Here is a 25,535-nt window from a genome sequence, read left to right on the forward strand (position 1 = left end):
GCCGAGCCGTTCCTTCCGCCACCCCCGGTTCGACGCTCTCCGGGTTTCCCCGGCTCCCCCGGCTGAGTGTCCCCGCCGTCCCGTTCCTCGCCGACAAGATCGATCTCTATCGAATACGGACCGATTTCCGCACTGGTCACGCGGCATCCCCCAACACCCGTTTGATCTGCACCTCGGCGCCCTCGGGAAGGCGGAGACGCACGAACCTACCGCTGTCCACCGTCACCAGCTCTCCCGGCCCGAGCGCGATGCCGACCCGGGTCGCGCGGCGGTCGATGTACTCCCAGAACACCAGGTCCCCGGGAGAGGCCGCTTTCGGGTCGACCAGTTGCCCGCAGTAACCCTGTTCGCCGACCGTTGCCGGCAATATCACGGACGCCACCACTCTGGTGGGGTCACCGCAGTTCTCCACCACGACCGGCGCCGGTGCCCGGGTCGGGGCGCACTGTCCGGTCGATCCGGCGATCGAGGCACTGTAGATCACATCGCGCGCGTAATCGGCCATCGCCGGCGTACCCCCTGCTTCCGGATAGCGCAGCGCCAGGTCGGCAGCGCACGAGACAGCAGGCCCGGTATTGAACTCCTGCCACGGCTCGTCCTGTATCGGCGCCGTCTTCATAGCCGACGCGCAGGCCAGATCTCGATCGGTGACGTTCGGATCGGCGGGGTCGAAGTTCAACTCCGCATAGGGGTTCTTCTCCGGCCGCTGCTGCCGCGCGACCGCATCCGGAACCGGCGTGGTGGTCGTGGTGGCGGTGGCCGACGTCGACGCGCCCGGCTCCGGACCCAGCGCGATATCGCACTGCGAGTCGTAGTGCCTCTTACCAACCGACATCATCTCCCCGAGTGGGACCCCGACGGCCGTGAGCGCGCCACCACAACAGCAGATCAACAGGACAGCGACCACGATGATCACCCGCATCGGCCCCTTGTAGCCGTCCGAACTCGATCCGTCTGCCATCGTCACGCCCCGGTCACCGCACCGCCTCCGGCTCTCGCCGCTCGGTCTTCGCGACGACGGTCGGGGTACTGGTGATGGCTTCGGCCCTGTCCGCACGGGCCGGGCCGAGTACTTTGCCGCGTCCGATCCGGCTCAACGCATCGCGCATGAACATCTCACCCCGGCGCTCCTCGGGGACCTGTCGTCCCGCGCCCACCGGTGGCGAGGTCTCCTCGCGCAGCGCCTGGAGCAGGAACGGCGCCTCCTCCAGATCGACCCCCAGCCATTCCAGACTGTTACGGGCCAGTGTCTCGTCGCGCTGACGGAAGACGAAGCGGTTGGGGATCAAGTTGTGCGCGGCGCCCTGGAAGTCGGTGGCCGGATCGTGCGACGCGAGGCCGATGGCGGCCAGGTGTTTACGTCCGTCACGGCTGAAATCGGAGGTCACCGCGGAACCCACTTGAGTCTGGGTGAAATGGTGCGCCTCGTCACCGACCAGCAGACCGAACCGGCCGTTGTCGGAGAGGAACGCCTCCCGGGCGGTCACCCCTACCAATTCGTACAGCGCGGTGCCCAGCCGCTTGGTGAGCGGCAACCGGTTGTACAGATGGGGGGTGGTGAGTTCCTCGGCGGTCGGTAGCGCGAGCCGGTGACTGCGGACCACGGTGGCCGCGGCGTCCAGCCGGATCGGCGCCAGACCGGGATCGAACAGTACCGGGACCCGTTCCACGATGGTTCCCAGGCGGGATGCGAGGTCGGAGTACTCCTCGAGCGATCCCGGCTCGTCGCGTAGCCGGCACACCACCCGGAACAGGTCCAGCAGGCTGGTGATCTTGTGTTCCTCGACCCCACGCGGTGACAGCAGGTTGCTGATGACCGCGCCGGTACCCGAGGTCGGTGAGAGGTCCAGCAGCGGCAGCACGGAGTCCAGCGCGCGTTCCCCGGCCACCCGCGGATCGAACAGACGTAGCGGGTCCAGCGATACTGTGGGATTCGCCAGGTCGATGACCACCGCATCGTCGATCGCGGAGGCGAAATGCTCCCATTCCCCGACCTGGCTGCGGTCGATGGCGAGGAACTGTCCACCCATATCGTGGACGAGGACGGCCATCAGCTTCAGGAAATACGATTTACCCGAGCCCAGTTCGCCGGTCACCGCGAAGGAAGCGGACAGATCGTGCAGCGCCGCCTCCATGATTCCGAAATGGATCGGCTCGAAATGCCCGGACAGCAGATTGATACCGATGACCGGACCGCTGTCGTCACCGATCTGACTCGTGGTGAACGGTACGAATCCCGCCCACATATCCGAGGGCACGATATGGGCGAAATCATCGAACGCCCGCCGCGGCGGGCTACCCGGCACCAGCAGCGACCAGAGATCCACCTGCGCGCCCACCGGCGCGGTCATTTCCACCTGAAAACGCTTGTACCGGCGCCGTAGGGTATTGACCGCGTCCATGGTCTCGTCCCGAGAGGGGCCTCCGATGGCGATGACCGTGGTGAAGGAGACCTCCGATTCGCCGCCGTTCACCTCGAAATGCTGGTTGTACTCGCTCAGCATCTGCGCCTTGGACATCAGAGTGTTCTGCGCGAAGGAGATCTCCTGGTCGCGCTGGTCCATCTGCTCGCCGAGCCGCCGCAGGTTGATCTCGTTGGCCTTCAATACCTGCTCGGCGGGTTTGGTGGAGATCCGCATCCCCCAGTCGACGGTGACATCGCCGAGGCCGTCGATCACGTTCAGGAACTCGCTGCCCCCGGGGAACATCATGCCCGCGTACGGGAACGACCGCGGGGTGAGCATGGCCTGGTAGGACGGACGATAGCCGGTGTCCGGCTGTACCACCTTGATCACCGGGACGAAGGAGGGGCGTAGCCGGCGTTGTGAATCGGCTCGGGCGCCCTCGTCCAGCGCCGCGGATTTGAACACCGCCGCGGTCGCGTCGTCCAGGGCGCCGGCGCGGGTGGGGGCCACCGGATCGCCCACCGCGCCGCGGGCCAGATAGTGCTCCCACAGCCACTGGAACATCGCCGCCGGCACGGGCACCGGATCGAAGTCGCCACCGATGCGGGACAGGATCTCGTTTGCCTCGCTCTCGTAGGCGTCCAGTTCGGCCCGCGAGATGGCGGTCGCATCGATGGTGGTGGTACTACCCCGCCACATCCGCGAGAGCGCGGAGATACCGCTGGTGTTGGCAGTGCCCACCGGGATCGAAAGCAGGAAGATCCGGGTCTGCGGGGCGATGGCGCGGACCCGTTCGTAGGAGGCGAACACCTCGTCGGCGTAATCGGCGCATTCGTCGAGATCCACACCTTCGACCATTTTGCTCAATACGTCGATCGTGTTCTGCCGGGCCTGGATACCGAGCAGCAGCGACCCGTTCGGCAGGTTGTTGACCAGGGAGTGATGGGCCAGTTTGACATCGTGTTTATCGCTGGCCTTACGCAATCCGTAGCCGAGCGGAGTGATGAAATAGTTCGCTGTGACCAGCCCGGTATGGGTGAACTGCAGATGCCCGCGAATCGCGGCCGTGGGTTGTAGATCCCGGTTGAACCCCATCAGCGTCCCTCTCCGCTCTTCGGTCGCCCCCCGTTACCGCCTATCATCGTCCGCCAATTCGAGGGGGTCCCGGACGCGGTGGCAGGTTCGACCACCTCCACCGGTCGCAGAAAACGGTTCGTCCCCAGCATCTCCAGGATCTGACCGCCGCGGACGGCGTTGCGCTTGCCGCGTTCCCGCGCCGACCTGGAGGCGGCCGGTTCGTGCGGCAGGATCGCCACCACCGTCTCCTCGACGAACATGGTGATCCGAGCCGATTCCGGAGTGACCGGCATACCGGAGGCGAGTGCGGGTTTCGGGTAGAGAACGAGCCGGCCGAACCATACGACCCTGGACAACAGCCGTACTCCCGTATAAGGGATCAGGCCCAGCCCGAACCCGATCACTACGGTCAGCGCCACACCGACCAGGAAGGTGATCGCCGGATTCGCCGGCAGGGTCATCGCACCGAGTCCCGTGAGAATCAACCCCACGGCCACCCCCGCCACCTGCGGCAGGGTGTAGGGCCCGAACGGCAACTTCTGGCCGTTCTGGGCCTTGCCGATCATGGTGGGGACACGTTTTACCGGCGTGAAGACCTTGATCACCTGGGTCACCTATAACCACCCACGGGGTGGTCCGGCACGATCATGTTGGCGTCACCGCGCGCGTAGTTCACCAGGGTCGGCAACATCCAGAACAACACCGCGGCCAGAATCGCCGAACCGGCCACTCCGAGAATCTTCGCCGGGGACAGTTTGGATTTCGCGGCCTCCGAGATCATCACGCCCATCGAAACGATGGTGATCAGGATCAGGCCCGCCCAGCGGACGAAGACGAGAATTCCGTACAGGATATTGGATATGTTGCCCATGATTTCGTCGCCTCACGTCAGTTCTGGGTGGCCCGTGGAATCTCTACGGTCGTGGTGGGCGCCCCGGTGGTGGCGCCCGGTGCCGGACCGGCCTTCTCCCCCTGGTTCACGACAGCGGTGAGCGGCTCTTTCAGGGCCGGCAATGTCTCGATGACCCGCACCTGCCACTGCCCGTCACCGCGCACCATCGTCAGCGGATAGGCCAGTGCCGGAGCGGCCCCGGACTGTCCTTCGGGGGTGACGGTCGCCAGCACGCGCGCGGTGTCGCCGGCGGCTCCGCAGGTGGTGTCCTCGGCGGTGACGGCGACCGTGGACAGTTCCGTGAACGGGGCCGGCTGCAGTGCCGCGATCCCGGAGTCGACGCTCACGTACCGCGCCACGTCCCCGGAGCCGGTGAGGTAGGCGGTGAGAAATCCGGTGACGACCTGTGTAAACGGAGTCTCCTCACCGCACGGTGCCGAATAGGCCTGGGCCAGATCGGCTCCGACGCCCGGCGGCTGTACCGCGGCGGGCAGGGTAAGCGCCCGTAGATTCCCCTCCGATATCGAGACCGGCACGCGGTAGTACTGCCGGGCACTGTCGGATTGACTACGCCCCACATGTACCGAAACAGTGACCGACCAGACCTCCACGGTCCCGGCGGACAGCGTCCGACTGGTGTAGACGATGATCGGGTCGCGCACCTGCTGACCGGTTTTGGGGAGCGAAAGCTGCTGAGAACCGCCGACGTACCGTGACAACGCCTCCTGCTGCCCGGTCCCCGCGCTCAGGTACGCGACCACGAAGTCCTCGGCGAAGGAGCCGGCGAGGCGGTCGTGACCGGCAACGATAACCATCTGGTCGTCGCCGGGGGGCTGCGGATCGGCGGCGAAGAAATCGTAGACGGCGTGGCCACCACCCAATACGGCCAGGACCGCGAGAACGATTACGACGATATTGTCGCGGCGCCTGCGCGCGGCCATCTGGCGAAGCAGCGCTTCGCCGGAATCGGCACGTCCGGCAACCCCAGTCCTCACTCTCGAAATGGTAAAGAGCAGCCGGGCCACCGACCGGAGACGCCTTCCCACATCTGGGGACTCCGCCGCTCGGCCGCGGGCCCCGACACTCAGGACATCGCGTTGTGCCGCAACCGGCCGGCCAGCCGATATCTGAGTTGGTCGTCGTATCCGATCGGCGTTCCCGGCGCGGCCAGATCCGCCGGTGCCGGTTCCACCATGGGAATATCGTCGGCAACCCGTACGAACTGGGCGATGGCCAGTTCGCGATTGGAGAATCCGGGGTAGGGATACAGCAGCATTGAGGTCGGGGTGTAGCCGCCGGCGTAGTTGAGCGCCCGCAACGTAACCCCGGCGCTGTCGCCGGCGTTCACCCGGGAGCCCAGATCCATCAACTGGACCCGGTCCTCGGAATGGAACACATCGACCGGCTGGAACAGGTAATCCCAACGGATCCAGGGCGCGGGGTCGGTCAGCCAGTGGGAAATGCTGGCGTGCGCGAGCTGGACCACCGCCAGATGATTCCCCGCCCGCCGATGCGCTTCCCGCAACCCGACACTCTCCAGTGTCGGCCAGATCGCCGGGTCGTGGTCGGAGGTGATGTCCTCGATGAGCCACGAGGCACCGCGCACGTACTCGTCGTCACGCGCCCGCACCGTGATCCGCCACCGGGTGACGCGGCCCGCGTTGCGCAGTACGGAGACCTCGAATTGCAGCTTGTCTCCCGGAACGGGCCGGTAGAGAAGATCGAGCACTTCGGCGTGCCGATCGAAGGCAGAGATCCGGTGGAAGAATTCCGCGATGGACATCCGCGGCACGTATTCCTCGGGAGCGATCCCCGAGAGGGCGGTGATACCACTGGGTTGCGCGAGGGTCTGACTGTCCAGATCCCAGATCACTCCGACCGCACCGGGTAAGGGCGGTACCGGGCCATTTTGAGGTCCGGCCCACCAGCGAACAGCGTGGACATCGCCCCCGGGCCCGAAGACCGGACGCACGATCAGCCGGTGCGGCCCCGAGCGTGTGGATACGGACTTGTCCACATCGACCGAACCTTCGATGGAGGCGCGGAGAGCTTCGGTGATATCACGGGTGCTCAGTCCGTCGTACAAGGCCGGCGTGCGTGCGAGCTGCCGCTGCAGTACTCGTCGCCAGTCGGCGAACTCCCGGGCGGTATCCCCGACCGACGCGACCGAGAATCCTTCCGGCGCCAAAGTTTCGACCGTCACCCAGGGGATCACTGCGCCCTCTCATCGCGTGCGTCCTACTGTTGCGCGGTGGATGCCTCAAACGAGACAACGGCCGCAAGAGATAATGTACCGTTGCGCAGCGGCACGTTCAATAGTGGACCTTGGACTACCACGGAGCGCAAGCCTCGCAACCGGGCCGCACGCAACCCCGATTGACCGACCCTCCGGCACGCTGACTCGGAAATTCTACGGAAACCCTTGGCAACACAAGCCGTTCGGGTCCCGGAGCGGCTCCCACACCGGCTATGACCCGCGCGGGAGCAGTGGCGGGGACTTTATCGGAGACCTCGGCTAAACATCGGCAAACCGACCGGCGCCGGCCGACTGCCACCGCGCGGCGGATGCGGAGCCGCCGCGGCACGGCACTCTCGGCGGGGCGCCCTGGACGAGCCGGTCCCTTGGAATCCGGTTCTCGACAGGGAAATTCACTCACTCTGCGAGGTCAGGGCGATAACGCCCGCGCCGGCCAACAGGCCGAGATCCTCCAGCTCCGACGCCACCGCTCGCAGCCCGGTGAGGAATGGCAGCCGCGCGTGCATCGCGACGGCGTTGTGCAGTGATTTCCACAGTGCCGATCCAGGCGTGGCGATCGGCCCGCCGATCACCACCCGGTCGATGTCGAGCAGGGGCGCCACCGAGGCTATCGCCCGGCCCAGCGCCGTACCGGCCCGTTCCAGCGCCGCGACCGCGGTCCGGTCGGACGCCTGCGCGTCGGCCGCCAGGGCCTCGAGCGAGTCCCCCTCCCAGCCCTGCTCGCGCGCCCATTTCGTCAGTGCCGCACCACCGGCCACCGATTCCAGGCATCCGCGCCCTCCGCATGCGCATCGCCCGTCGTAGCCGGGCACCAGCACATGACCGATCTGGCCCGCGTTGCCGGTACGCCCGACCACCACGAAGCCGCCGACCATCACACCGCCGACGATCGTGTCCGAGACATAGATCGACAGCGAGTCCATGACGTCTTGGGTGGCGCCGAAATGCCGTTCGGCCAGTGCCAGGCACACACCGTCGAGGGCCATCGCGACGGTCGCGGCGGGGAACAGCTTCTGCACCGCTTCCACCAGCGGGAAGCCGGATTGCCATTCCTTCACCTGATCCGGCGCCACCACCCCGGAGGCCATATCGATCGGTCCGTTCGAGGCGATGCCGACCGCGGTGACATCTCGCCCCGCGGCGATCCGGAGCAGCAGCTCCCGAACCCGATCCCACGCCCCGGCACGCGGGATCGGAATCCGCTGGACCCGGTCGGCCCCGACGTCGTCGGCGATCTCGATCGCCGCGAACCGGGTCGGACCGATCTCCAACGCCAGGATTGTCATCTACGCACCACCAGAGCTAGATCCGTGTTTGCCCCGGAGCATAGTTCAGACAGCCGCCGACTCCGTCGGCCGAAGCGGGCGGCCCAGCACGATATGCCGTTTCGGAGCGCCGGCAACGGCCGTGCCGTGCGTGGGGCGCGGGCCGTTGCGGATGATGCGCATCGGGCGCTTGTGGTCGATGGGCACGGTCCGGTGCCGGTCGAGATTCTCGATGACGTTGCCCGAGTTGTCGTAGGCGACGCCCGCCCAGATCATGGCTCGCGGCGCATCGCCGCGCTCGATGAGTGTCTGCGCCAACTGGCTGCACTGCGCGAACAGCGGGCATCCATAGCAAATGCGTACCGCCGAATGCCAGGCTTCCGGGGTTCCGGAATCGAGGTCCCAGCTGTCGGGTACCTCCGCGCACGGCGGCCGCTGCGCCGATTTCGCAGGCGCCGGCAGCGGCATCGCGGGAAGCCGGGAAGTAGTGGTGGCGCGGGGTGTAACCACGCTCAGGGAACGAACTCGCGCTGTGCTCATAACCGTCTCCGGAACTGCCGAGGGCACGCCGGGGGGAACCGATACGTGTCCCGTTGGTCGGGCGGAACGTCAGGGCTGCTCAACAGTCCCCGGAAACCAGCTGATGTCAGCTGTATCACGCACGTTAGAGCACGGAGGGCCCTTCAGGCAAGGTCTCATGCCGTTAGGTAACGGGACGTTGACATGTTTTTCACATCTTTTAGCCGCTGCTCAGCGGTTCGTTTGGTTACGGACCGTTTATCTACGGGCCCAATTATGGTTTCCTATACGTATGGCTGGCGAATCCGAGTACACGATCGACGAGCTGGCGCGGGCTGCCGAAACCACCGTGCGCAGTGTCCGCGTGTACCACGAGCGTGGGCTGCTGCCCTCGCCCGACGTCCGGGGCCGGATCGGCTACTACGGCTCGGACCACCTCAACCGGTTGCAGACAATCAGCCGTCTGCTCGGCCGGGGTATGAAACTGAACGGCATCCGGGAACTCCTGGCCGCCTGGGACCGCGGTGACGGTCTCGGGGACGTACTGGGTGTCACCGATCAGACCGTCAGCACACCCGGACGGCAGGCTCCGGCCCCGGCGAAGCCCGAGCCGGAAGAGCCGGTTCACGAACTTCCCGAATACGTACAGCAGGCATTGGCCGCCAGTGACGACCCCTTCGACGTGTACCGGGTCACCAACCCGCGCTGTAGCGATCTGGCCACCCGGCTCACCGACGCCGGTCTGCCCGCCGCCGCCACCTTCCATCTGGTTGAACGTATGCGCGCGGATTGCGACCGAATCGCCGACCGCTACGCCGCCGAGATCTTCTACGTACTGGCGAGTCGCGCCTACGAGCTATCGGAACGAAACCCTAAGGACCGCACCAAACTGGAGACCGACCTGGCCATCGCGCGGCTGATCGTCACCCGGGCCGCGTCCGAATTGATCGACCAGGCCTTCGGGCGCCGCGCGGAACTCCCGGCGCCGGATGTGGAGATCGGGCTTCCCCGCGCCGGTCAGCAGAGCGCGGTGAACGACGGAAAACAGCCGTCACGGTCGCGGATCTGAGGGGCGGGTCAGCGGCGCGGCGGCGCGAACGAACGTTTGTCGGGGTGACAGGATTTGAACCTGCGACCACCCGCTCCCAAAGCGGGTGCGCTACCAAGCTGCGCCACACCCCGTACTCTCCCCGGAGGGAAACGAGCACCGGTCCGGAGCGGGTGACGGAATCGAACCCGCACCATCAGCTCTCGGACGACGGATCTTCAGTAGTACGGGACCTGCCCATATGCCAGAAAACCGCTGGTCGAACTGACTCTCGCTCCGCTCGATCGTACCCGATCGGGCCCGTGCGACCGAACCGATGTCCATACCGGCCGGATCTCACCATGTTCTCCCGCCCCCGTTGTCCGGGGACGTTCGAACGAGAACAAGATGCCACGCATTCACGGTGAAGGCAAACCACGCAGAAGCGCGGCATCGACACCCGTCGGCGGGGAGAAAACCATGCGCACAAGGCCGGGTCGGCCCGTCCCGCGACACCGGCGCCCGGTCCGGTCCCGCTCGCCGCTCGGCGGTGACCACAACTCGAGGGGCACAGCAATTCCGGTCTGCCCCGCCCCGGATCGGCGGGGCCGGCGCCGGGCGAGCCGGTAGCTCGCCCGGCACGGCGGTCACACCGACGAGCAGCGCCGGCGACCGACCGGAGTCCGGAAGTATACGAAAGGGTCCACCAAAGTCACCACCACCCGCCCCAAAGCGCGATCCTACAAAAAAGGCCCTGCTGGCAGGGCCTTTTCATGTGAGCGGGTGACGGGAATCGAACCCGCACCATCAGCTTGGAAGGCTGAGGTTCTACCATTGAACTACACCCGCATGCATACGACATCCGTGAGATCGCCACCATATCGTGTGCACTGCGACTCTACCCAATCGTGGTTTCATTTCGCCAATCAGCCCTCACCGGCACAGAGATCACCGGTGCCGCCGCGCCCGGGTGGGCTCCCGCCGACTTATCAGTAGCGGGAAATCCGGATTCCGGGGCCCGCCGGGCCGATCGCCGGACCGGGCACGGCACCGATATTTCTGCAAAGGTATGTAACGCAAGCATTTCCGCGACGATAGGGGCAGAGATCACTGTTGTACCGGGGCCCGGAACTTGTTCTAGAACGCAGGTCGGCGGGTTCCATCATCTTGCTACGATCTTCTTGCCGGACGGGGTATCTGGAAAGGGGGCGGTAGCGTGCACCCGACAAGGTGGACCATCCGCATAGCAGTGCGACAGAGCCGGCCCAGCCCGGTACCGACGCGGCGGACCCTGATCCGCGGCGTGCGCTCCACCGCCACCGGTGGTCGATATGACCACTGAGATCCGGCCGCCCGTTCGTTCCACGGCACATGAGTGGGCGCTGGCCGCCGGCGCCCAGCCCGACGCCGATATCAGCGCCGCCGAGATCGAACCCGTACTCGTCGAAATTCTCGAGCAACTCCTGGACCTCACCGTTTCCGATCCCTTCCCGATTCGCGCGGCCCGCCGGCTCGGCGCCCGGCTCTGCGCCGAACCGCTTCAGCAGGTCCGGATGCTCGCGCTGGTCACGCGCACCCTGCTCGGCTTTCCGGCCGGCCCGCGCGGATCCCTGGTGGCCACCCGGTGGCCGTTGGTGGCCAGTCAGGCCATCGACAGCTATGCCCAGGCGCTCCAGGAGCTGGCCCTGGCCCAGCAGAAGAAGAACCTTTCCGACGAGGCCACCCAGCGGGTCCGCGAATTCGCCGCGCTGCAGCAGCGGCTCGAACACGAGGCCACCCATGACGCGCTGACCGGGCTGGCCAACCGCACCCTGCTGCGCAAGCGGGTACGCATGATGGCCGAACAGGCCGACCGCGGGGTGGGTCTGCTGGTAGTGGATCTGGACCGGTTCAAGCAGATCAACGACAGCTACGGTCACGCGGTGGGCGACGAGGTGCTGGTCGAACTGGCCAAGCGGCTGCGGGAGGTGGCGCCACCGGGAGCGGTGGTGTGCCGCTACGGCGGAGACGAATTCGTGCTGGCGGCCGGGATGGCCGACAACCGCGTCACCGAACTGGCCCACGCCATCGTGCACGCGCTGAACGATTCGGTGTGGTCGTCGGTGGGGCCGGTACCGGTCTCGGCCAGCGTCGGCACCACCTATGCCCCGCCGCAGGACCGCAGCGAACTGGCCGAACTGCTGCGCCGGGCCGATCAGGCGATGTACTCGGCGAAAACCGCGGGTGGGCGCCGCTACGCCGGAGCCGAAGCGCTCGACACCGGTACGGCCGTCGCCGGCTGAGCCGCGCGGCTCAGGCGGGCTGGCACTGCGCGCACCAGAACAGGTTCCGACCCTCCAGCACGGCATGCCGCACCGGTCCGCTACAGCATCGGCAGAGTTCACCTGCCCGGCGGTAGACATAGGTGCGCGGCCGGTCCGCGGCGTAGGAGGGCGCCCCGTGATCGTGCTCCGGCCGCACCACATGCATTTTCCCGCGACGCACGCCCACCCGCATCAGGTCGACCAGGTCGGCCCACAGCGCCGACCACTGCGCGGCGGTCAGTTCCGCGCCCGGGCGGTGCGGGGAGATGCCGTGCCGGAAGAGTATTTCCGCGCGATACACATTGCCCACTCCGGCGAGCACCCGCTGATCCATCAGCAGGGATCCGATACTGCGCCGTGAGCGGCGGATCCGCGCCCACGCCCGGTCCGGGTCGGCGTCCGGGCGCAGCGGGTCGGGTCCGAGGCGGGCGATGAGCGCCTCGGTCTCCGGCGGGGTGAGGATCTCGCAGGCCGTGGGCCCGCGCAGGTCGGTGCCGAACCCGCGGCCGTCGCGGCCCGGCCCGGTCAGCCGCATCCGGACCTGCCCCACCGGCTCGGGCATCGGCAGCTCCGATTCGCCGAAGGTGCCGTACAACCCCAGGTGGATGTGCACGTACAGCTCACCCTCGTATTCGTGGAGCAGATGTTTGCCCCACGCCTGGGAGCGGACGAGAATCCGGCCGTCGACCCGGGCGGCTCCCGTCGCGAACTTCCCCTGCGGGCTCGTCACCCGCACCACCGCGCCGGCCAGCCGCTGTTCGTGCCGGCGGGCCAGGCGGTGCAGAGTATGACCTTCCGGCACCCGACTACTCGCCTGCCCGATCGATCAGTTGGCGGGCAGCGCCGGCGGTTCGCCGGACTTCTCGTAGCCGGCGAGGATATCGATCCGGCGCTGATGCCGCTCCTCGTCGGACCACGGGGTCTCGATGAAGGCGTCCACGATCGCCAGGGCCTCGTCGCGCGAGTGCATCCGGCCACCGATACCGATCAGCTGCGCGTTGTTGTGTTCCCGGGCCAGGCGGGCGGTTTCGACACTCCAGGCCAGGGCGCACCGCGCACCCGGCACCTTGTTCGCGGCGATCTGCTCGCCGTTACCGCTACCCCCGAAGACCAGCCCCAGGCTACCCGGGTCGGCGACGGTGCGGCGGGCCGCCTCGATGCAGAAGGCGGGATAATCGTCGAGCGCGTCGTAGACGAGGGCGCCGCAGTCGACGACCTCGTGACCGGCCTTTTCCAGGTGGTCCTTGACGGCGTTCTTCAATTCGAAACCAGCGTGATCGGCACCCAGGTATACGCGCATGGCTGCGATTCTGTCAGGCTCGCTACCGGGCGCCGACGGCGGGCGGGGTCACCGGCTCACTGCTTAGAGTCGTGGGTATGCAGCCGCACGACCCTCAGCAGCCGTCCGGATCCGGCCCCGGCGCCGCCTGGTCCGCGAGTACACCGGAGCCCGGGCCCTACCCGTGGCTCACCGACCGCCCTGCCTCCTCCGTCCCGCTCCCGGGCGGGTATCCCCCACCGCCGGTGCCGCGGCACGAGCCCCGCGGGCTGTCGCCGTTCGGGATGCCCGCCCGGCACAGCTGGGAGATCCCGCTGCTGGTCGTGGTGATACTGCTCACCGTTGTCTCGTATCTGCTGGCGTTCCTGCTGCTGTTCCTCGGGCTGGTCAACCAGTACATCCTGCTCCTGGTGGCGGCCCCGCTGCTGCTCTGGTTCGGTCGCGGCGTCAACCTCTCGTCCCAGCGGGTGAACGGGGTGAAGATGTCACCCTCCCAGTTCCCGGAGGGCTACCGGATGGTGCAGGAGGCGGCGGCCCGCTTCGGTATGGCCAGTGTTCCGGATGCCTACGTGGTACTGGGCAACGGCCGGATCAACGCCTTCGCCTCGGGCCACGGTTTCCGCCGCTACGTGGTGGTCTACAGCGATCTGTTCGAGATCAGCGGCGCCGCCCGGGAACCGGACGCCCTGGCATTCATCATCGGTCACGAAGTAGGCCATATCGCGGCCGGCCACGCCTCCTACTGGCGGCAGCTCGGCATGTTCCTGGTGCCGTTCCTGCCGGTGCTGGGCAACTCGCTGATCCGCGCCCAGGAGTACACCGCCGACAACCACGGTTACTGCCATCGGCCGCAGGGGGCACCCGCCGCGATGGGCACCCTGGCGGCCGGAAAGTACCTGAACTCGGTGGTGGGGTTCGACGAGATGGCCGACCGCGCGGCCCAGGAACGCGGTTTCTTCGTCTGGACGGTCAATGCGATGGCCTCGCATCCGGTGCTCACCTGGCGCATGTGGGCGCTGCGTGATCGCAGTCGGCACGGGAAGCTGTTCTGGCGGCCCGACCCGGCCCCGCCACGGTTCGGCCCGCTGCCCGGGCAGCCCCCGCCTCCCGGATACGGCGGCGATGCGGTCGCGCTGTCGAAAGCGCCGCGCTGATCCGGGTGGGTTGCGGCTTCCGAGCGGAAACCGCAACCCCGGGGCTCAGTCGAATTCCGGACTCTCGTCCCGGGTGCGCTTGAGTTCGAAGAAGTGCGGGTAGGCCGCCAGCGTCACCACGGCATCCCACAATTTGCCCGCCTCCTCACCGCGCGGGATACGGGAGAGCACCGGGCCGAAGAACGCGACCCCGTTGACGTGAATGGTCGGCGTGCCGACGTCCGGGCCGACCTTGTCCATCCCGGCGTGGTGACTCTTGCGCAGCGCCTCGTCGTATTCGCTGCTCTCGGCAGCGGCCGACAGTTCGGCCGGCAGCCCGGTCTCCGCGAGCGCGTCCGCCACGATCGCGGCGAAAGTGCCCGCGCGGTCGTCCTCGCGCTCGAACTCGGCGCGGCGATTGTGGAACCGGGTCCCCAGCGCGGTGTACAGGGGCGACAGGATCTCCTCGCCGTGCTGCTCGGCCGCGGCGACGGCCACCCGTACCGGCCCCCAGGCGTAGGTCATCAACTCCTGGTACTCCGGGGGCAGATCGCGACCCTCGTTGAGCACCGCCAGGCTCATCACATGGAACCGTGTCTCGATATCGCGGACCTTCGCGACCTCGAGGATCCATCGTGAGGTGATCCAGCACCACGGGCACAGCGGGTCGAACCAGAATTCGGCAAGGTCCTTCTTCTCGGCCGAGTCGGGCACGTTTCGTTCCTCTCCACAGGTCGGCGGCGGATACCACCCACCGCCGCGATTACCGCCGCAGTGCCGGCCGATCGCCGGACACAGGCGCTGTAACGAGCAACCCCGGCCGGTGGGTTTTCGTTCCCGAACCGGCCCGGAGATCGGTGTGGTCCTTTGTAGGCTGGCAGGAGGATCGGATCGTCGCTGGAACCGCCCACCACAAGGGAGTATCAGCCATGACCTCTGCGCAGCATTTCGTCATCGTCGGCGCCGGCCTGGCCGGGGCGAAAGTCGCCCGGGCGCTGCGAGACAACGATTTCGACGGCCACATCACCCTGATCGGCAGGGAAGATCGACTGCCGTACGAGCGGCCGCCGCTGTCCAAGGAGTACCTGGCCGGTACGAAGCCGGTCGAGGAGTTCACCGTGGAGACCGCGGCCTGGTACCGGGACCACAATGTGGATCTGCGGCTGGGCACCGAGGTCACCGCGATCGACCGGGCCACGCGGACCGTGGCTCTGCCCGATGGCTCGACGCTGGAATACGACAGACTCGCGCTGGCCACCGGCTCGGAGGCCCGTGGGTTGCCCATTCCCGGCGCCGATGCCCAAGGTGTGTACACCCTGCGCACCCTGGGCGAATCGGATGCCCTGATCGAGCTGTTCCGCACCGCCCGGCACCTGGTGGTGATCGGGGCGGGCTGGATCGGGCTCGAGGTCACCGCGGTGGCGCGCGCCGCGGATGTGGCGGTCACCATCCTCGAAACCGGCCCCGCGCCCCTGGTGGGCGCGCTCGGCCCGGAGATGGGCGAGGTATTCGCGCAACTGCACCGCGGCCACGGGGTCGACCTGCGTTTCGGGGCGCGAGTCCAGCAGATCACGACCGCGGACGGCCGGGCGACCGGTGTCGCGCTCGCGGACGGTACCGAATTCGCCGCGGACGCGGTCCTGGTCGCGGTGGGGGCCCGGCCGAATATCGAACTCGCCGAAGCGTCCGGTCTGCTGACGGGGAGCGGTGTCCTCGTCGATGCGAGCCTGACCAGTAGCGATCCTAATATCGTCGCGGTGGGCGATATCGCCGAACAGGACCACCCGGTACTGGGCCGCCGTATCCGGGTGGAGCACTGGGCGAACGCGTTGAATCAGCCCGCGGTGGCGGCCGCGGCCATGCTCGGCCGCGCCGCGTTCTACGACCGGCTCCCCTACTTCTTCACCGACCAGTACGACCTCGGGATGGAGTACACCGGGTTCGCCGCACCGGGCGACTACGAGCAGGTGATCGTCCGCGGGGACCGCGACCGCCCGGAATTCGTCGCGTTCTGGCTCGATCCCCAGCATCGGGTACTGGCGGGGATGAACGTGAACGTGTGGGATGTCGGTGACCGGATCAAGGAGCTGATCCTGTCCGGCGAACCGGTCGACCCGGCCCGGCTCACGGATACCGCGGCTCCACTGTGAGCCGTAGGACCCACAGCACCGGAAAGCCGGTCCGCTGCCCTACGAGCGGCCCGGCTCCGGCACCGCGCCTCACAACCCCGGCTGCCCCCAACTGCGGCCGGTGATCAGCTCGTAGGCTTCGACGTATTTGCGGCGGGTCGCCGCGACGATATCGGCCGGGATCCCCGGGCCGGGCGGTTCCTTGTCCCAGCCGGTGGAGGTGGCCCAATCCCGGACGAACTGCTTGTCGAACGACCGCTGCGGCCGGCCGGGCTCCCATTCCGCGGCCGGCCAGAAGCGGGAGGAATCGGAGGTCAGCAGTTCGTCGCCCAGGGTGAGGACGTCACCGTCCCAGCCGAATTCCACCTTTGTATCGGCGATGATCACACCGCGTTCGGCCGCGTAGGCCGCGCCCCGGGAGTACAGGTCGAGCGTGAGGTCACGCAGTCGCGTGGCGACCTCGGCACCCTCCTGCGCGACCACCTCGTCGAAGGTCATGGGCTCGTCGTGGCCGGTATCGGACACCTTGGTGGTAGGGGTGAAAATCGGTGCGGGAAGTTTGTCGCCTTCGCGCAATCCCTCGGGCAGCCTGATCCCCGAGACCGAACCGGTGCGCTGGTAGTCCTTCCATCCCGAACCGACCAGGTAACCCCGGGCGACACACTCCACCAGCACCATCTTCAACGGCTTCACCCGCACGGCCCGGCCCGCGAACTCCGGCGGCACATCCGTACCCGAGAGCACATGGTTGGGGATATCGGCGAAATACTCGAACCACCAGTTGGACAGCTGGGTCAGCAGGGCGCCCTTGTCCGGAATCGGGGTGGGCAGCGATACGTCATACACCGAAACCCGGTCCGAGGCGACCAGGAGCAGCGTGTCGCCGTCGGTGTACAGGTCGCGCACCTTTCCGGCGTGCACATGCTTCACGTTGTCGCTCCGATCCTGGTCGTGTGGCAGGCGGGATCGACTCCCGCGCGGGCAACCTTACCGGCGTGGCATTGTGGACAACGCCCGTGCCCGTTGCACTCGTGTCCTCGAAGGAGCCCGATGTCCGCACCGAACCTCACCCGCGAACGGGCGATCGAACGCGCCGAGGTCGTCTCGGTCGAGAACTACCGCATCGACCTCGATCTGACCGACGGGGCGGGGAAACCGGGCGAGCAGACGTTCCTGTCCCGCAGTACGGTCACCTTCACCGCGAAACCCGGTGCGTCCACGTTCGTCGATATCGTCGCCCGGGGAGTTCGTTCGGCGGTGCTCAACGGCACCCCGCTCGATATCGGCGGCTACGACGAAGCCACCGGCCTCACCCTCACCGACCTCGCCGAGCGCAACGAACTCGTGGTGGAGGCCGACTGCGAGTACTCCCACACCGGTGAGGGCCTGCACCGGTTCGTCGATCCGGCCGACGACGCGGTTTATCTGTACTCGCAGTTCGAGACAGCCGACGCCAAGCGGATGTTCGCCTGCTTCGACCAGCCCGACCTCAAGGCCACCTTCGATATCGAGGTCACCGCCCCGGCGGATTGGAAGGTCATCTCCAACGGCGCCGGCACCGTGGACGGCGGGAAACACCGATTCGCCACCACTCCGCTCATGAGCACCTACCTGGTGGCGCTGATCGCCGGTCCTTACGCCGAATGGACCGATACCTACACCGACGACCACGGCGATATCCCGCTGGGCATCTACTGCCGGGCCTCGCTGGCCGAACATATGGACGCCGACCGGCTTTTCACCGAGACCAAGCAGGGCTTCGGCTTCTACCACAAGAATTTCGGCGTCCCCTACGCGTTCGGGAAATACGATCAGCTGTTCGTTCCGGAGTTCAATGCCGGCGCCATGGAGAACGCGGGCGCGGTCACCTTCCTCGAAGACTATGTCTTCCGGTCGAAGGTCACCCGGGCCTCCTACGAGCGGCGCGCGGAGACCGTACTGCACGAGATGGCGCATATGTGGTTCGGCGACCTGGTCACCATGAAGTGGTGGGACGATCTGTGGCTCAACGAATCCTTCGCGACCTTCGCGTCGGTGCTGTGCCAGGCCGAGGCCACCGAGTACACCAGTGCCTGGACCACCTTCGCCAATGTCGAGAAGTCGTGGGCGTACCGGCAGGATCAGCTGCCCTCCACCCACCCGATCGCCGCCGATATCCCCGACCTGGCGGCCGTGGAGGTGAACTTCGACGGCATCACCTACGCCAAGGGCGCGAGCGTGCTCAAACAGCTCGTGGCCTACGTCGGGCTGGAGCCGTTCCTGGCCGGTCTGCGCGCCTATTTCGCCGACCACGCCTACGGCAACGCCACCTTCGACGACCTGCTGGCGGCGCTGGAGAAATCCTCGGGTCGCGACCTGTCCACCTGGGGCGCCCAGTGGTTGAAGACCACCGGCCTCAACATCCTGCGACCCGAATTCGAGGTCGGCGCCGACGGCACGTTCACCTCCTTCGCGGTGATCCAGGAGGGCGCGGCGCCCGGCGCCGGGGAACGGCGCGTGCATCGTCTGGCCATCGGTGTCTACGACGACCGCGACGGCAAATTGGTACGCACCCGGCGGGTGGAACTCGACCTGGACGCCGCCGAGCGCACCGAGATCCCCGAGCTGGTCGGTACCGAACGCGGAAAGTTCGTGCTGGTCAACGATGACGATCTCACCTACTGCTCGGTTCGCCTCGACGCCGATTCGCTCGATGTGCTGGTGAACCGGATCGGCGATATCGCCGATCCCCTCCCCCGCACCCTCGCCTGGTCCGCGGCCTGGGAGATGACCAGGCAGGCCGAATTCCGCGCCCGGGATTTCGTCGCGCTGGTCCAGCGCGGCATCGGCGCGGAAACCGAGATCGGCGTGGTGCAGCGGCTGCTCATGCAGGCCAACACCACCCTGCGCAGCTACGCCGATCCGGCCTGGGCCGAGACCACCGGCTGGCCGGAATACGCGAACCGGCTCCTGGAGCTGGCGCGCGAAGCGGCGCCCGGGTCCGATCATCAGCTCGCGTTCGTCAACGCCCTCACCGGCGCCAAACTGTCCGCCTGGCACAGCGAGGTGCTGCGCGAACTGCTCGACGGCGATCCGGCGGCCGTGGGCCTGCCCGGCCTGACCGTCGACACCGACCTGCGCTGGCGGTTGCTCACCGCCCTCGCCGCGGCCGGGGAGATCGACGCCGACGGCCCGGACACCCCGACCATCGATGCCGAACTGCGCAACGACGAAACGGCGGCCGGCCGGCGGCAGGCGGCCACCGCGGCCACCGCGCGCCCGCTCCCGCAGGTGAAGGAATCGGCGTGGGAGAAGGTGATCGGCGACGATTCGGTCCCCAATATCACCGCCCGTTCCATCGTCGGCGGTTTCGCGCCGGCCGGACAGGACAGCCTGTTGGCGCCGTTCGTGGCGCGGTACTTCGACGAGATCCCCGCGGTCTGGGAACGCCGGTCCAGTGAGGTCGCGCAAACCGTGGTGATCGGGCTGTACCCGGCCTGGGATATCAGCGACGAAGCCGTCGCCCGCGCCGACGAATTCCTCGCCGCCGACCACCCGCCGGCCCTGCGACGCCTGGTGAGCGAGGGTAAAGCGGGGGTTGAACGGTCACTGCGCGCCCGCGCCTTCGATATCTCCTGAGCTCCGGACAGCGAACGGCGCGTCCACCACGGGTGGACGCGCCGTTGTCGTCTCTGCGAGCGCTCCCGGCCATCGGCCGGAAGGTGTCAGCGGCCGATGGCGGCGGCCATCACCCGCACCGCCGAGATCAGCCCGTCGATCAGCTCGCCCTGTCGCAGCGAACTCAACGCGGCGGTGACCCCGAGCTGGCACACCCGGTCGTTCGCGCGCTCGGCCACATCCCGGCCGGAGCGGACCTCCACGGCGTGGTCGTTCGGGGAGACGGCGATGAGCACCGAACGTGCCGCCTCCGGGGTGGTGGGGAACAGCGCGTCCACCGTGGCCGTGGGATCGACGCCGAGATCGCCGATGAACACGTTGAACCGGACCTTGGTCGCCCGAGTGGCCTCGGTGAGCACATTGTCCATCGCCAGCCGCTCGTTGTTGTCGAACGGCGCCTCTTTGAACACGTCACCGGCCTCGTGCACCCCGGAGACCCGGCCGCTGCTGGTGACCGCGTATCCACGCGGCAGTTCGGACTCGACCACCGCCGGCCACTTAGTACTTGCCACTTGCCCGGCCTCCGATCAACGCTTCCTTGGGTGCCTCGAGGGCATCGAACGCCACATGCGAGCCGTGCGACGACTCACCGGCGTCATAGGAGTGACCGGTACCGGTCACCTCGTCGGTGGCACTCCACAGCACCGGGGCGGCCGTCCACTTCTTGCTCATATCGAAGTGGACCGGCTTCTCACCGGGCAGCGGCTTACCGAGGTACGACAAACCAGCGATTATGAGGTAGATCCCCAATGGGATACCGGCGAAAATCGCCACCGTCTCGAGAATGCTCACGCCCTAAAGGTAGACGATCCTCTGTAGTAGTTCACCGAGGGATAGCCCGTGTCACCGGTGACACCACCCAAACCCCGAGGTCAAACTCGGGATCGCCCCTCCGTTGACCAACGCAACCACCCGCGTCGAGTTTTGCGAGACACCTCAAAGGGTTGAGGCCCGTCTCGCCGTTTCGGCCTCGAAAGCGCATGCGCCGAAGGCGCGAGTCCCGAGGCCGAAACGGCGAGACCAAGGGGGCCGCAACCCCGCGGCGCCGGAGGCGCCGCCAATAAACACAGTTCACCAAGTCGAGTTGACCAGCGAGTTCGCCGCCATCTCGAGGTAGTCCAGCAGCTGGCGCCGATGCTCGTCGTCCAGGGCTTCCGGCTCGATCTCGGCAACCGCGATGCGCATACAGCGCAACCAGGCGTCCCGCTGCACCGGACCGATCTGGAATGGCATATGCCGCATGCGCAGGCGCGGGTGGCCGCGTTCGTCGGAGTAGGTACGGGGGCCACCCCAGTACTGCTCGAGAAACATTCGCAGCCGGCGTTCGGCCGGGCCCAGGTCTTCTTCCGGGTACATGGGGCGTAGTACTTCGTCGGCGGCGACCTCGCGATAGAAAACGGCCACCAGCCGGTGGAAGGTGTCCGCCCCGCCGACGGCCTCGTAGAAGGAGCGTGTGGCCTGTTCGCCCGCCGGAGTGCCCGAAGCCGTATTACCCGAAGTCATGAACCCTCTCGTTTCGCCGGATGCGCCGTCCATTGTGCCCGCGCCGGCCCGGGTTCGCAGATTCGCCGGCTCCCAGGCCGGTGCGACCGCTCGTACCTGGTGTTTCCGGCTCTGTGGCCGACGGAGGTCACTTCAGCGACAGTTAACCGGCCATTGTGCAAAATAACCGTGCGCTGCGGGGCTTTCCATGGTCAACTGGGTTCTGTCTCGCCGAGATACCACATGATCTTGAAACGCAGAATTTGGGGTCGACATGAAGCAACGGACCGGCGCCCGATCACCGGAGGCGATACGCCACCGACAACTGAAGCCCGCCGATGTCCACGCTCGTGGGTCGGGGGCTCCTCCGCTGCAACTGCTGTCCGATCACGCGGTCGACCGGCACAATGCCGATACCGCCGCTCGTTCCGATTCCCTGGCCGGGAGCGATTCCGCTCCACATCTCGCCGCGCCGCAGCCGATCAGCTGGCTCAAGCGCCGCGTCCTGCTCCTCAACGCCACCTACGAACCGCTCACCGCGCTCACTGCCCGCCGCGCGATCGTGCTGCTGGTCTGTGACAAAGCCGACGCGGTACACCACGACCCGACCGGGCCCGTCCTGCATTCGGCCGGCGCCGCCGTCACTATTCCGTCGGTCATCCGGTTGCGCACCTATGTCCGGGTTCCCTACCGCGCCCGCGTCCCGATGACCCGGGCAGCACTCATGCAGCGGGACCGCTACCGCTGCGGCTACTGCGGGGGCAAGGCCGAAACCATCGATCACGTCGTCCCGCGCAGCCGCGGCGGCGAACACAGCTGGGAAAACTGCGTGGCCAGCTGCGCGCCCTGTAACCATCGCAAGGCCGACAAACTGCTCAGCGAACTGGGCTGGACGCTGCGCGCACCCCTGATATCCCCGAAGGGGCCGCATTGGCGTCTGCTGTCCACGGTCAACGAACTGGACCCGATCTGGCTGCAATACCTCGGCGAGGGCGCGGCCTGACGCCGCGGCGGCACTGCGGCCGGGCGCAGCGGTCTCAAGTCCCCGGCACCGGGGTCAGCGAGAGCCCGCCGGTTCGCCGGCGGGCGACCGAACCATAGCGGGCGTCCAATCGCAGCCAGGTGTTGCTCGCGCGCACCCGGACCAGCTCACCCGGCGGAATCAGCCCGGAATCAGCCCGCTCTCCCGCGTGCGGGATGAAGTCCATGGCGGTGAGCGCGAAGACCACCCGCATCGGCACCTGTACGCGTACCTGCGCCGCGGAGACGGTCAGCACGGTCTGATCGAGCAGCGATGCGGGTGGCCCGTGCCCGGAACCGTGCTCCTTCGCCAGATCGGCCCCACGTTCGGCGAGTTCGACCAGCGTGCGGGCGGGCAGATCGTCGATATGCCCGAAACCGCTGTCCGGCGGCAGGGCGCCCCGCCAGGCCGAATCGAGGGAGTAACCCAGATCGATCGGGTCCGGCGTGGACAGTCCGGTCAGCACGGTGTCCGCACCGACCGTCACATCGTCGGCGGCCAGCTCGGCGGCGACCGTGCGGGTCGCCAGCGCCTCGAAGCCGGTGGCGACCCAGGCGGCTACCAGGCCGGTGCCGCGCCGCCGCAGCCGCACCACCACCGCCGGATCGAGGCGCTGCGCCCGGGTGAGGAAGGTGGCCAGGTTCTCGCGTTCTGCCGGGTCCGGTACGGACAGGACCCGCTGGTCGGTCGTCACGATCGGACCGGTACCGCCGACTCGCTCACGCCGTGTCCAGCGAGCATGAGCGAGCGCCGGCGACCGGTCAACACACTGACGCGGAGGCCGAAGCGCAGGCGAAGATATCGCACTACCGCCCCCGGGCCTGACTCGCTCATGCGGACAGCCACTGGGCGAGATAGTCGCGTTCGAGCCCGGTGAGCCGGCGCAGCCGCTGAGTTCGGATATCGAATGCCGCCAGTTGGGTGGTCGCGGTGACCGCGGCCGGCGAGTCCGGTGGGGAACCCGCCGCCCGGACCTCGTACGCGACGGTGAAATCAACCGCCCGCAGCTGTTCGATCCACATGGCGATATCCAGCGGCGTGTCCTCGTGCCGCAGCTGCCCCCGGTACTTCACGTGCAGGTCCACGAGTACACAACCGTCGCGCAATCCGACAGTCGGCCGATCGTCGTCGAACAGCCAGGGGATACGCGCCTCCTCCAGTAGCGTCACCATCCGGGCGTGATTGACGTGCTGGAAAACGTCCATATCGGACCAGCGCACGTGCACAGCGGTGTGGAACCGCCGCGGCGAAGCCGCAGCGGTTACCTCCGCATCCGGACTCGCTCCGTTGCGGGGAACAGCGTTCGTCACCGTGGTACCTCCGATTGGGCGCCCACCCCACTCACCATGCTGCGCACCTGCCGCGCCGCAACCGACAGCGTGGCGAGATCGTGGGTTCCGGACTCGAACAGTTCCGCCAGCGCCGCGCGGGCGCGGCCGAGCCGGGACTGATTCTTGGACTCCCAGTATGCAATCTTCTCGTCCGCGCTCTCCTCGGGGTCGCCGCCGGAGAGGACGTCGAGGGTGAGCGACCGCAGCGAACTGTACATATCGTCGCGCAGAGCGAGCCGGGCCAGCGCGTGCCAGCGGTCGCCCCGTTCCAGGTGGCTGACCGCCTCCAGCAGCCAGTCGATCTTCAGATGCTCGTTCAGCGCGTAGTACAGCGCGCCGACCTCCTCACCGGAGCGGTCGGTGATATCGGCGATATCGATGACGTCGAGCAGCGGGAACAGATGCAGCAGGGCGAAGGCTTCGGTCGCGAGATCCAGCGGCGCCCCGTGCGCGACGAGGTCGGCGGCCTGATCGGTGAGCGTGGTGACGTGGTGACCGCGCAACCAGCCCGGCACCTTCGGCGCGAGTTCGCGCACGCCCACCCGATACCGGTTGATCTCGGCGCCGACGGCGATGGGCTGGGGGCGGTTGGTCAGCAACCAGCGCGATGCCCGGTCCAGGGTCCGTTTGGTCTCCAGCTCGAGCTGGTCTCGGACGCCCACCGTCGTATCGGCGGCCCGGATTCGGTCCCAGATATCGTGCAGGCCGAAGATATCGGTGACGGCGGCGAAGGCCCGGACGGTATCGGTCGCGGTGGCGCCGATCTCCTCGCCCAGCCGGAATGTGTAGGTGACGCCACCGTAGTCCACCACCTCGTTGGCGATCATGGTGGTGACGATCTCCCGGCGCAGACGATGTTTCTTGATCGCCGCACCGAACCGTTCCCGCAGCGGGGTCGGGAAGTATTCCGGCAGCCGGGCGGCGAAGAACGCGCTGTCGGGCAGATCGCCGGCCAGCAGGTCCGCCTTCAGCGCCAATTTCACATGAGCCAGCAGATTCGCGAGTTCGGGCGAAGCGAGCCCGGTGCCCTCCTCGAGCCGGCGCTTGAGTACGGCGTCGGTGGGCAGCGCCTCGAGTCCCCGATCGAGTCCGCGCTCGGTCTCGAGTTCTTCGATGAGACGCCGGTGCACATTGAGCATCCGCGCCGACTCCGCACGGGATATGCCCATCACATAGTTCTGGGACACATTGTCCTGCAGCACCATCTGCGCGACTTCGTCGGTCATTTCCGCGAGCAGCGGATTTCGGTCCACGATATCGAGCTCGCCCGCCGACACCACACCGTCGAGCAGAACCTTGATGTTCACCTCGTGATCGGAGCAATCCACACCCGCAGAATTGTCCAGCGCGTCGGTGTTCATCTTCCCGCCGTTACGGCAGAACTCGATACGCCCCAGCGCCGTCACACCGAGATTTCCGCCCTCACCGATGACCTTCACCCGAAGCTGGTCGGCATTCACACGGACCGCGTCGTTGGATTTGTCACCGGCGTCGGCGTTCGTTTCCGAGCTCGACTTGATGTAGGTGCCGATACCACCATTCCAGAGCAATTGCACCGGGGCGAGCAGAATGGCGCGGATCAATTCGGGTGGGGAAAGTTTCACCACATCGTCGGGCAGGCCGAGCGCCGCCCGGGCCTGCGGACTGATGGGCACCGATTTCACGGTGCGGTCGTAGACGCCGCCACCCGCACTGATCAACGAACGATCATAATCCGCCCAACTCGACCGAGCCAACCCGAACAACCGCGACCGCTCA

24 protein-coding genes and 2 tRNA genes are annotated in these 25,535 nt (G+C 67.3%); 6 read left to right on the forward strand and 20 right to left on the reverse strand.

Annotated elements, in window-relative coordinates; translation table 11 throughout:
• Positions 1-136 precede the first annotated feature (136 nt).
• The 8 genes from AB0H42_RS29945 to AB0H42_RS29980 form a co-directional block, all read right to left on the reverse strand.
• Complete coding sequence (locus AB0H42_RS29945; RefSeq protein WP_357062225.1) at positions 137-961, reverse strand: hypothetical protein; 825 nt, start codon at positions 959-961, stop codon at positions 137-139.
• A gap of 13 nt (positions 962-974) precedes the next feature.
• Entirely contained in the window at positions 975-3,500 is a 2,526-nt protein-coding gene (locus AB0H42_RS29950; protein WP_357062227.1) for an ATP-binding protein, read from the reverse strand.
• Positions 3,500-4,096 carry a hypothetical protein gene (locus AB0H42_RS29955; RefSeq protein WP_357062229.1) on the reverse strand — a complete coding sequence of 199 codons (597 nt, stop codon included), beginning with the start codon at positions 4,094-4,096 and terminating at the stop codon, positions 3,500-3,502. Before AB0H42_RS29955 ends, AB0H42_RS29950 begins: the two co-directional genes overlap by 1 nt.
• On the reverse strand, positions 4,093-4,353 hold the full coding sequence (locus tag AB0H42_RS29960; protein WP_030525365.1) for a hypothetical protein: 261 nt from the start codon (positions 4,351-4,353) through the stop codon (positions 4,093-4,095). Before AB0H42_RS29960 ends, AB0H42_RS29955 begins: the two co-directional genes overlap by 4 nt.
• Before the next feature lie 17 nt (positions 4,354-4,370).
• On the reverse strand, positions 4,371-5,369 hold the full coding sequence (locus tag AB0H42_RS29965; protein ID WP_357062230.1) for a conjugal transfer protein: 999 nt from the start codon (positions 5,367-5,369) through the stop codon (positions 4,371-4,373).
• 89 nt (positions 5,370-5,458) lie between these two features.
• A complete protein-coding gene (locus tag AB0H42_RS29970; protein ID WP_357062232.1) occupies positions 5,459-6,577 on the reverse strand; it encodes a GAF domain-containing protein in 1,119 nt (372 codons plus the stop codon).
• 446 nt (positions 6,578-7,023) lie between these two features.
• Positions 7,024-7,917: an ROK family protein gene (locus AB0H42_RS29975; RefSeq protein WP_357062233.1), complete on the reverse strand. Its 894-nt coding sequence runs from the start codon at positions 7,915-7,917 to the stop codon at positions 7,024-7,026.
• A 45-nt stretch (positions 7,918-7,962) separates the two neighbouring features.
• The gene (locus tag AB0H42_RS29980) at positions 7,963-8,436 is read right to left on the reverse strand and encodes a hypothetical protein (RefSeq protein WP_357062234.1); all 474 of its coding nucleotides are present in this window, start codon (positions 8,434-8,436) and stop codon (positions 7,963-7,965) included.
• Positions 8,437-8,707: 271 nt separating this feature from the next.
• Between AB0H42_RS29980 and AB0H42_RS29985 the strand changes: the two genes are divergently transcribed.
• Complete coding sequence (locus AB0H42_RS29985; RefSeq protein ID WP_357062235.1) at positions 8,708-9,484, forward strand: MerR family transcriptional regulator; 777 nt, start codon at positions 8,708-8,710, stop codon at positions 9,482-9,484.
• 39 nt (positions 9,485-9,523) lie between these two features.
• Here the strand turns inward: AB0H42_RS29985 and AB0H42_RS29990 are convergent.
• Positions 9,524-9,597 (reverse strand) — tRNA-Pro (locus AB0H42_RS29990).
• Between the two features lie 623 nt (positions 9,598-10,220).
• Positions 10,221-10,291: transfer RNA gene (locus AB0H42_RS29995), tRNA-Gly, on the reverse strand.
• Positions 10,292-10,773: 482 nt separating this feature from the next.
• Between AB0H42_RS29995 and AB0H42_RS30000 the strand changes: the two genes are divergently transcribed.
• The gene (locus tag AB0H42_RS30000) at positions 10,774-11,724 is read left to right on the forward strand and encodes a diguanylate cyclase (RefSeq protein WP_357062236.1); all 951 of its coding nucleotides are present in this window, start codon (positions 10,774-10,776) and stop codon (positions 11,722-11,724) included.
• Between the two features lie 10 nt (positions 11,725-11,734).
• Here AB0H42_RS30000 and AB0H42_RS30005 read toward each other — a convergent pair whose 3' ends face one another.
• Positions 11,735-12,547 carry a DNA-formamidopyrimidine glycosylase family protein gene (locus AB0H42_RS30005; RefSeq protein ID WP_357062238.1) on the reverse strand — a complete coding sequence of 271 codons (813 nt, stop codon included), beginning with the start codon at positions 12,545-12,547 and terminating at the stop codon, positions 11,735-11,737.
• A 24-nt stretch (positions 12,548-12,571) separates the two neighbouring features.
• Entirely contained in the window at positions 12,572-13,045 is a 474-nt protein-coding gene (locus AB0H42_RS30010; protein WP_357062240.1) for a ribose-5-phosphate isomerase, read from the reverse strand.
• Positions 13,046-13,308: 263 nt separating this feature from the next.
• Between AB0H42_RS30010 and AB0H42_RS30015 the strand changes: the two genes are divergently transcribed.
• Positions 13,309-14,178: a M48 family metallopeptidase gene (locus AB0H42_RS30015; RefSeq protein WP_357062258.1), complete on the forward strand. Its 870-nt coding sequence runs from the start codon at positions 13,309-13,311 to the stop codon at positions 14,176-14,178.
• A gap of 45 nt (positions 14,179-14,223) precedes the next feature.
• On the opposite strand, the gene AB0H42_RS30020 is transcribed toward AB0H42_RS30015, so the two are convergent.
• Positions 14,224-14,871 carry a DsbA family protein gene (locus tag AB0H42_RS30020; RefSeq protein WP_357062242.1) on the reverse strand — a complete coding sequence of 216 codons (648 nt, stop codon included), beginning with the start codon at positions 14,869-14,871 and terminating at the stop codon, positions 14,224-14,226.
• Between the two features lie 215 nt (positions 14,872-15,086).
• On the opposite strand from AB0H42_RS30020, the gene AB0H42_RS30025 reads away from it, so the two are divergent.
• Positions 15,087-16,307 carry an FAD-dependent oxidoreductase gene (locus tag AB0H42_RS30025; protein ID WP_357062243.1) on the forward strand — a complete coding sequence of 407 codons (1,221 nt, stop codon included), beginning with the start codon at positions 15,087-15,089 and terminating at the stop codon, positions 16,305-16,307.
• A gap of 69 nt (positions 16,308-16,376) precedes the next feature.
• Here the strand turns inward: AB0H42_RS30025 and AB0H42_RS30030 are convergent, their stop codons facing one another.
• Positions 16,377-17,216, reverse strand: coding sequence for a phosphoribosylaminoimidazolesuccinocarboxamide synthase (locus tag AB0H42_RS30030; protein ID WP_357062245.1), 840 nt, complete (start codon positions 17,214-17,216; stop codon positions 16,377-16,379).
• A gap of 120 nt (positions 17,217-17,336) precedes the next feature.
• Between AB0H42_RS30030 and pepN the strand changes: the two genes are divergently transcribed.
• The gene (pepN, locus tag AB0H42_RS30035) at positions 17,337-19,904 is read left to right on the forward strand and encodes an aminopeptidase N (RefSeq protein ID WP_357062247.1); all 2,568 of its coding nucleotides are present in this window, start codon (positions 17,337-17,339) and stop codon (positions 19,902-19,904) included.
• Positions 19,905-19,990: 86 nt separating this feature from the next.
• Here pepN and AB0H42_RS30040 read toward each other — a convergent pair whose 3' ends face one another.
• From AB0H42_RS30040 to AB0H42_RS30050, 3 genes are all read right to left on the reverse strand, one after another.
• Positions 19,991-20,455, reverse strand: a complete 465-nt coding sequence (locus tag AB0H42_RS30040; RefSeq protein ID WP_357062248.1) for a DUF5130 domain-containing protein — start codon at positions 20,453-20,455, stop codon at positions 19,991-19,993.
• Complete coding sequence (locus tag AB0H42_RS30045; protein WP_357062250.1) at positions 20,442-20,735, reverse strand: hypothetical protein; 294 nt, start codon at positions 20,733-20,735, stop codon at positions 20,442-20,444. Before AB0H42_RS30045 ends, AB0H42_RS30040 begins: the two co-directional genes overlap by 14 nt.
• Positions 20,736-21,014: 279 nt before the next feature.
• Positions 21,015-21,446, reverse strand: a complete 432-nt coding sequence (locus AB0H42_RS30050) for a globin (protein WP_357062251.1) — start codon at positions 21,444-21,446, stop codon at positions 21,015-21,017.
• A 253-nt stretch (positions 21,447-21,699) separates the two neighbouring features.
• Between AB0H42_RS30050 and AB0H42_RS30055 the strand changes: the two genes are divergently transcribed.
• Positions 21,700-22,428: an HNH endonuclease gene (locus AB0H42_RS30055; RefSeq protein WP_357062253.1), complete on the forward strand. Its 729-nt coding sequence runs from the start codon at positions 21,700-21,702 to the stop codon at positions 22,426-22,428.
• Positions 22,429-22,462: 34 nt separating this feature from the next.
• Here AB0H42_RS30055 and AB0H42_RS30060 read toward each other — a convergent pair whose 3' ends face one another.
• The 3 genes from AB0H42_RS30060 to AB0H42_RS30070 all read right to left on the reverse strand — a co-directional run.
• The gene (locus AB0H42_RS30060) at positions 22,463-23,140 is read right to left on the reverse strand and encodes a hypothetical protein (RefSeq protein WP_357062255.1); all 678 of its coding nucleotides are present in this window, start codon (positions 23,138-23,140) and stop codon (positions 22,463-22,465) included.
• A gap of 136 nt (positions 23,141-23,276) precedes the next feature.
• The gene (locus tag AB0H42_RS30065) at positions 23,277-23,672 is read right to left on the reverse strand and encodes a thioesterase family protein (RefSeq protein ID WP_357062260.1); all 396 of its coding nucleotides are present in this window, start codon (positions 23,670-23,672) and stop codon (positions 23,277-23,279) included.
• Positions 23,673-23,752: 80 nt separating this feature from the next.
• Positions 23,753-25,535, reverse strand: a 1,783-nt coding sequence (locus AB0H42_RS30070) for an NAD-glutamate dehydrogenase domain-containing protein (protein WP_357062256.1), incomplete at its 5' end; no start/stop codon positions are given.

Source organism: Nocardia sp. NPDC050799, from assembly GCF_040654015.1.
Taxonomy (GTDB): domain Bacteria; phylum Actinomycetota; class Actinomycetes; order Mycobacteriales; family Mycobacteriaceae; genus Nocardia.

Bases quoted from the DNA above. Each gene is read 5' to 3' on its own strand.
- AB0H42_RS29945 (WP_357062225.1), bottom strand. From the start codon at position 961: ATGGCAGACGGATCGAGTTCGGACGGCTACAAGGGGCCGATGCGGGTG.
- AB0H42_RS29950 (WP_357062227.1), bottom strand. From the start codon at position 3,500: ATGGGGTTCAACCGGGATCTACAACCCACGGCCGCGATTCGCGGGCAT.
- AB0H42_RS29960 (WP_030525365.1), bottom strand. From the start codon at position 4,353: ATGGGCAACATATCCAATATCCTGTACGGAATTCTCGTCTTCGTCCGC.
- AB0H42_RS29975 (WP_357062233.1), bottom strand. From the start codon at position 7,917: ATGACAATCCTGGCGTTGGAGATCGGTCCGACCCGGTTCGCGGCGATC.
- AB0H42_RS29980 (WP_357062234.1), bottom strand. From the start codon at position 8,436: ATGAGCACAGCGCGAGTTCGTTCCCTGAGCGTGGTTACACCCCGCGCC.
- AB0H42_RS29985 (WP_357062235.1), top strand. From the start codon at position 8,708: ATGGCTGGCGAATCCGAGTACACGATCGACGAGCTGGCGCGGGCTGCC.
- AB0H42_RS30000 (WP_357062236.1), top strand. From the start codon at position 10,774: ATGACCACTGAGATCCGGCCGCCCGTTCGTTCCACGGCACATGAGTGG.
- AB0H42_RS30010 (WP_357062240.1), bottom strand. From the start codon at position 13,045: ATGCGCGTATACCTGGGTGCCGATCACGCTGGTTTCGAATTGAAGAAC.
- AB0H42_RS30015 (WP_357062258.1), top strand. From the start codon at position 13,309: ATGCCCGCCCGGCACAGCTGGGAGATCCCGCTGCTGGTCGTGGTGATA.
- AB0H42_RS30025 (WP_357062243.1), top strand. From the start codon at position 15,087: ATGACCTCTGCGCAGCATTTCGTCATCGTCGGCGCCGGCCTGGCCGGG.
- pepN (WP_357062247.1), top strand. From the start codon at position 17,337: ATGTCCGCACCGAACCTCACCCGCGAACGGGCGATCGAACGCGCCGAG.
- AB0H42_RS30050 (WP_357062251.1), bottom strand. From the start codon at position 21,446: ATGACTTCGGGTAATACGGCTTCGGGCACTCCGGCGGGCGAACAGGCC.
- AB0H42_RS30055 (WP_357062253.1), top strand. From the start codon at position 21,700: ATGAAGCAACGGACCGGCGCCCGATCACCGGAGGCGATACGCCACCGA.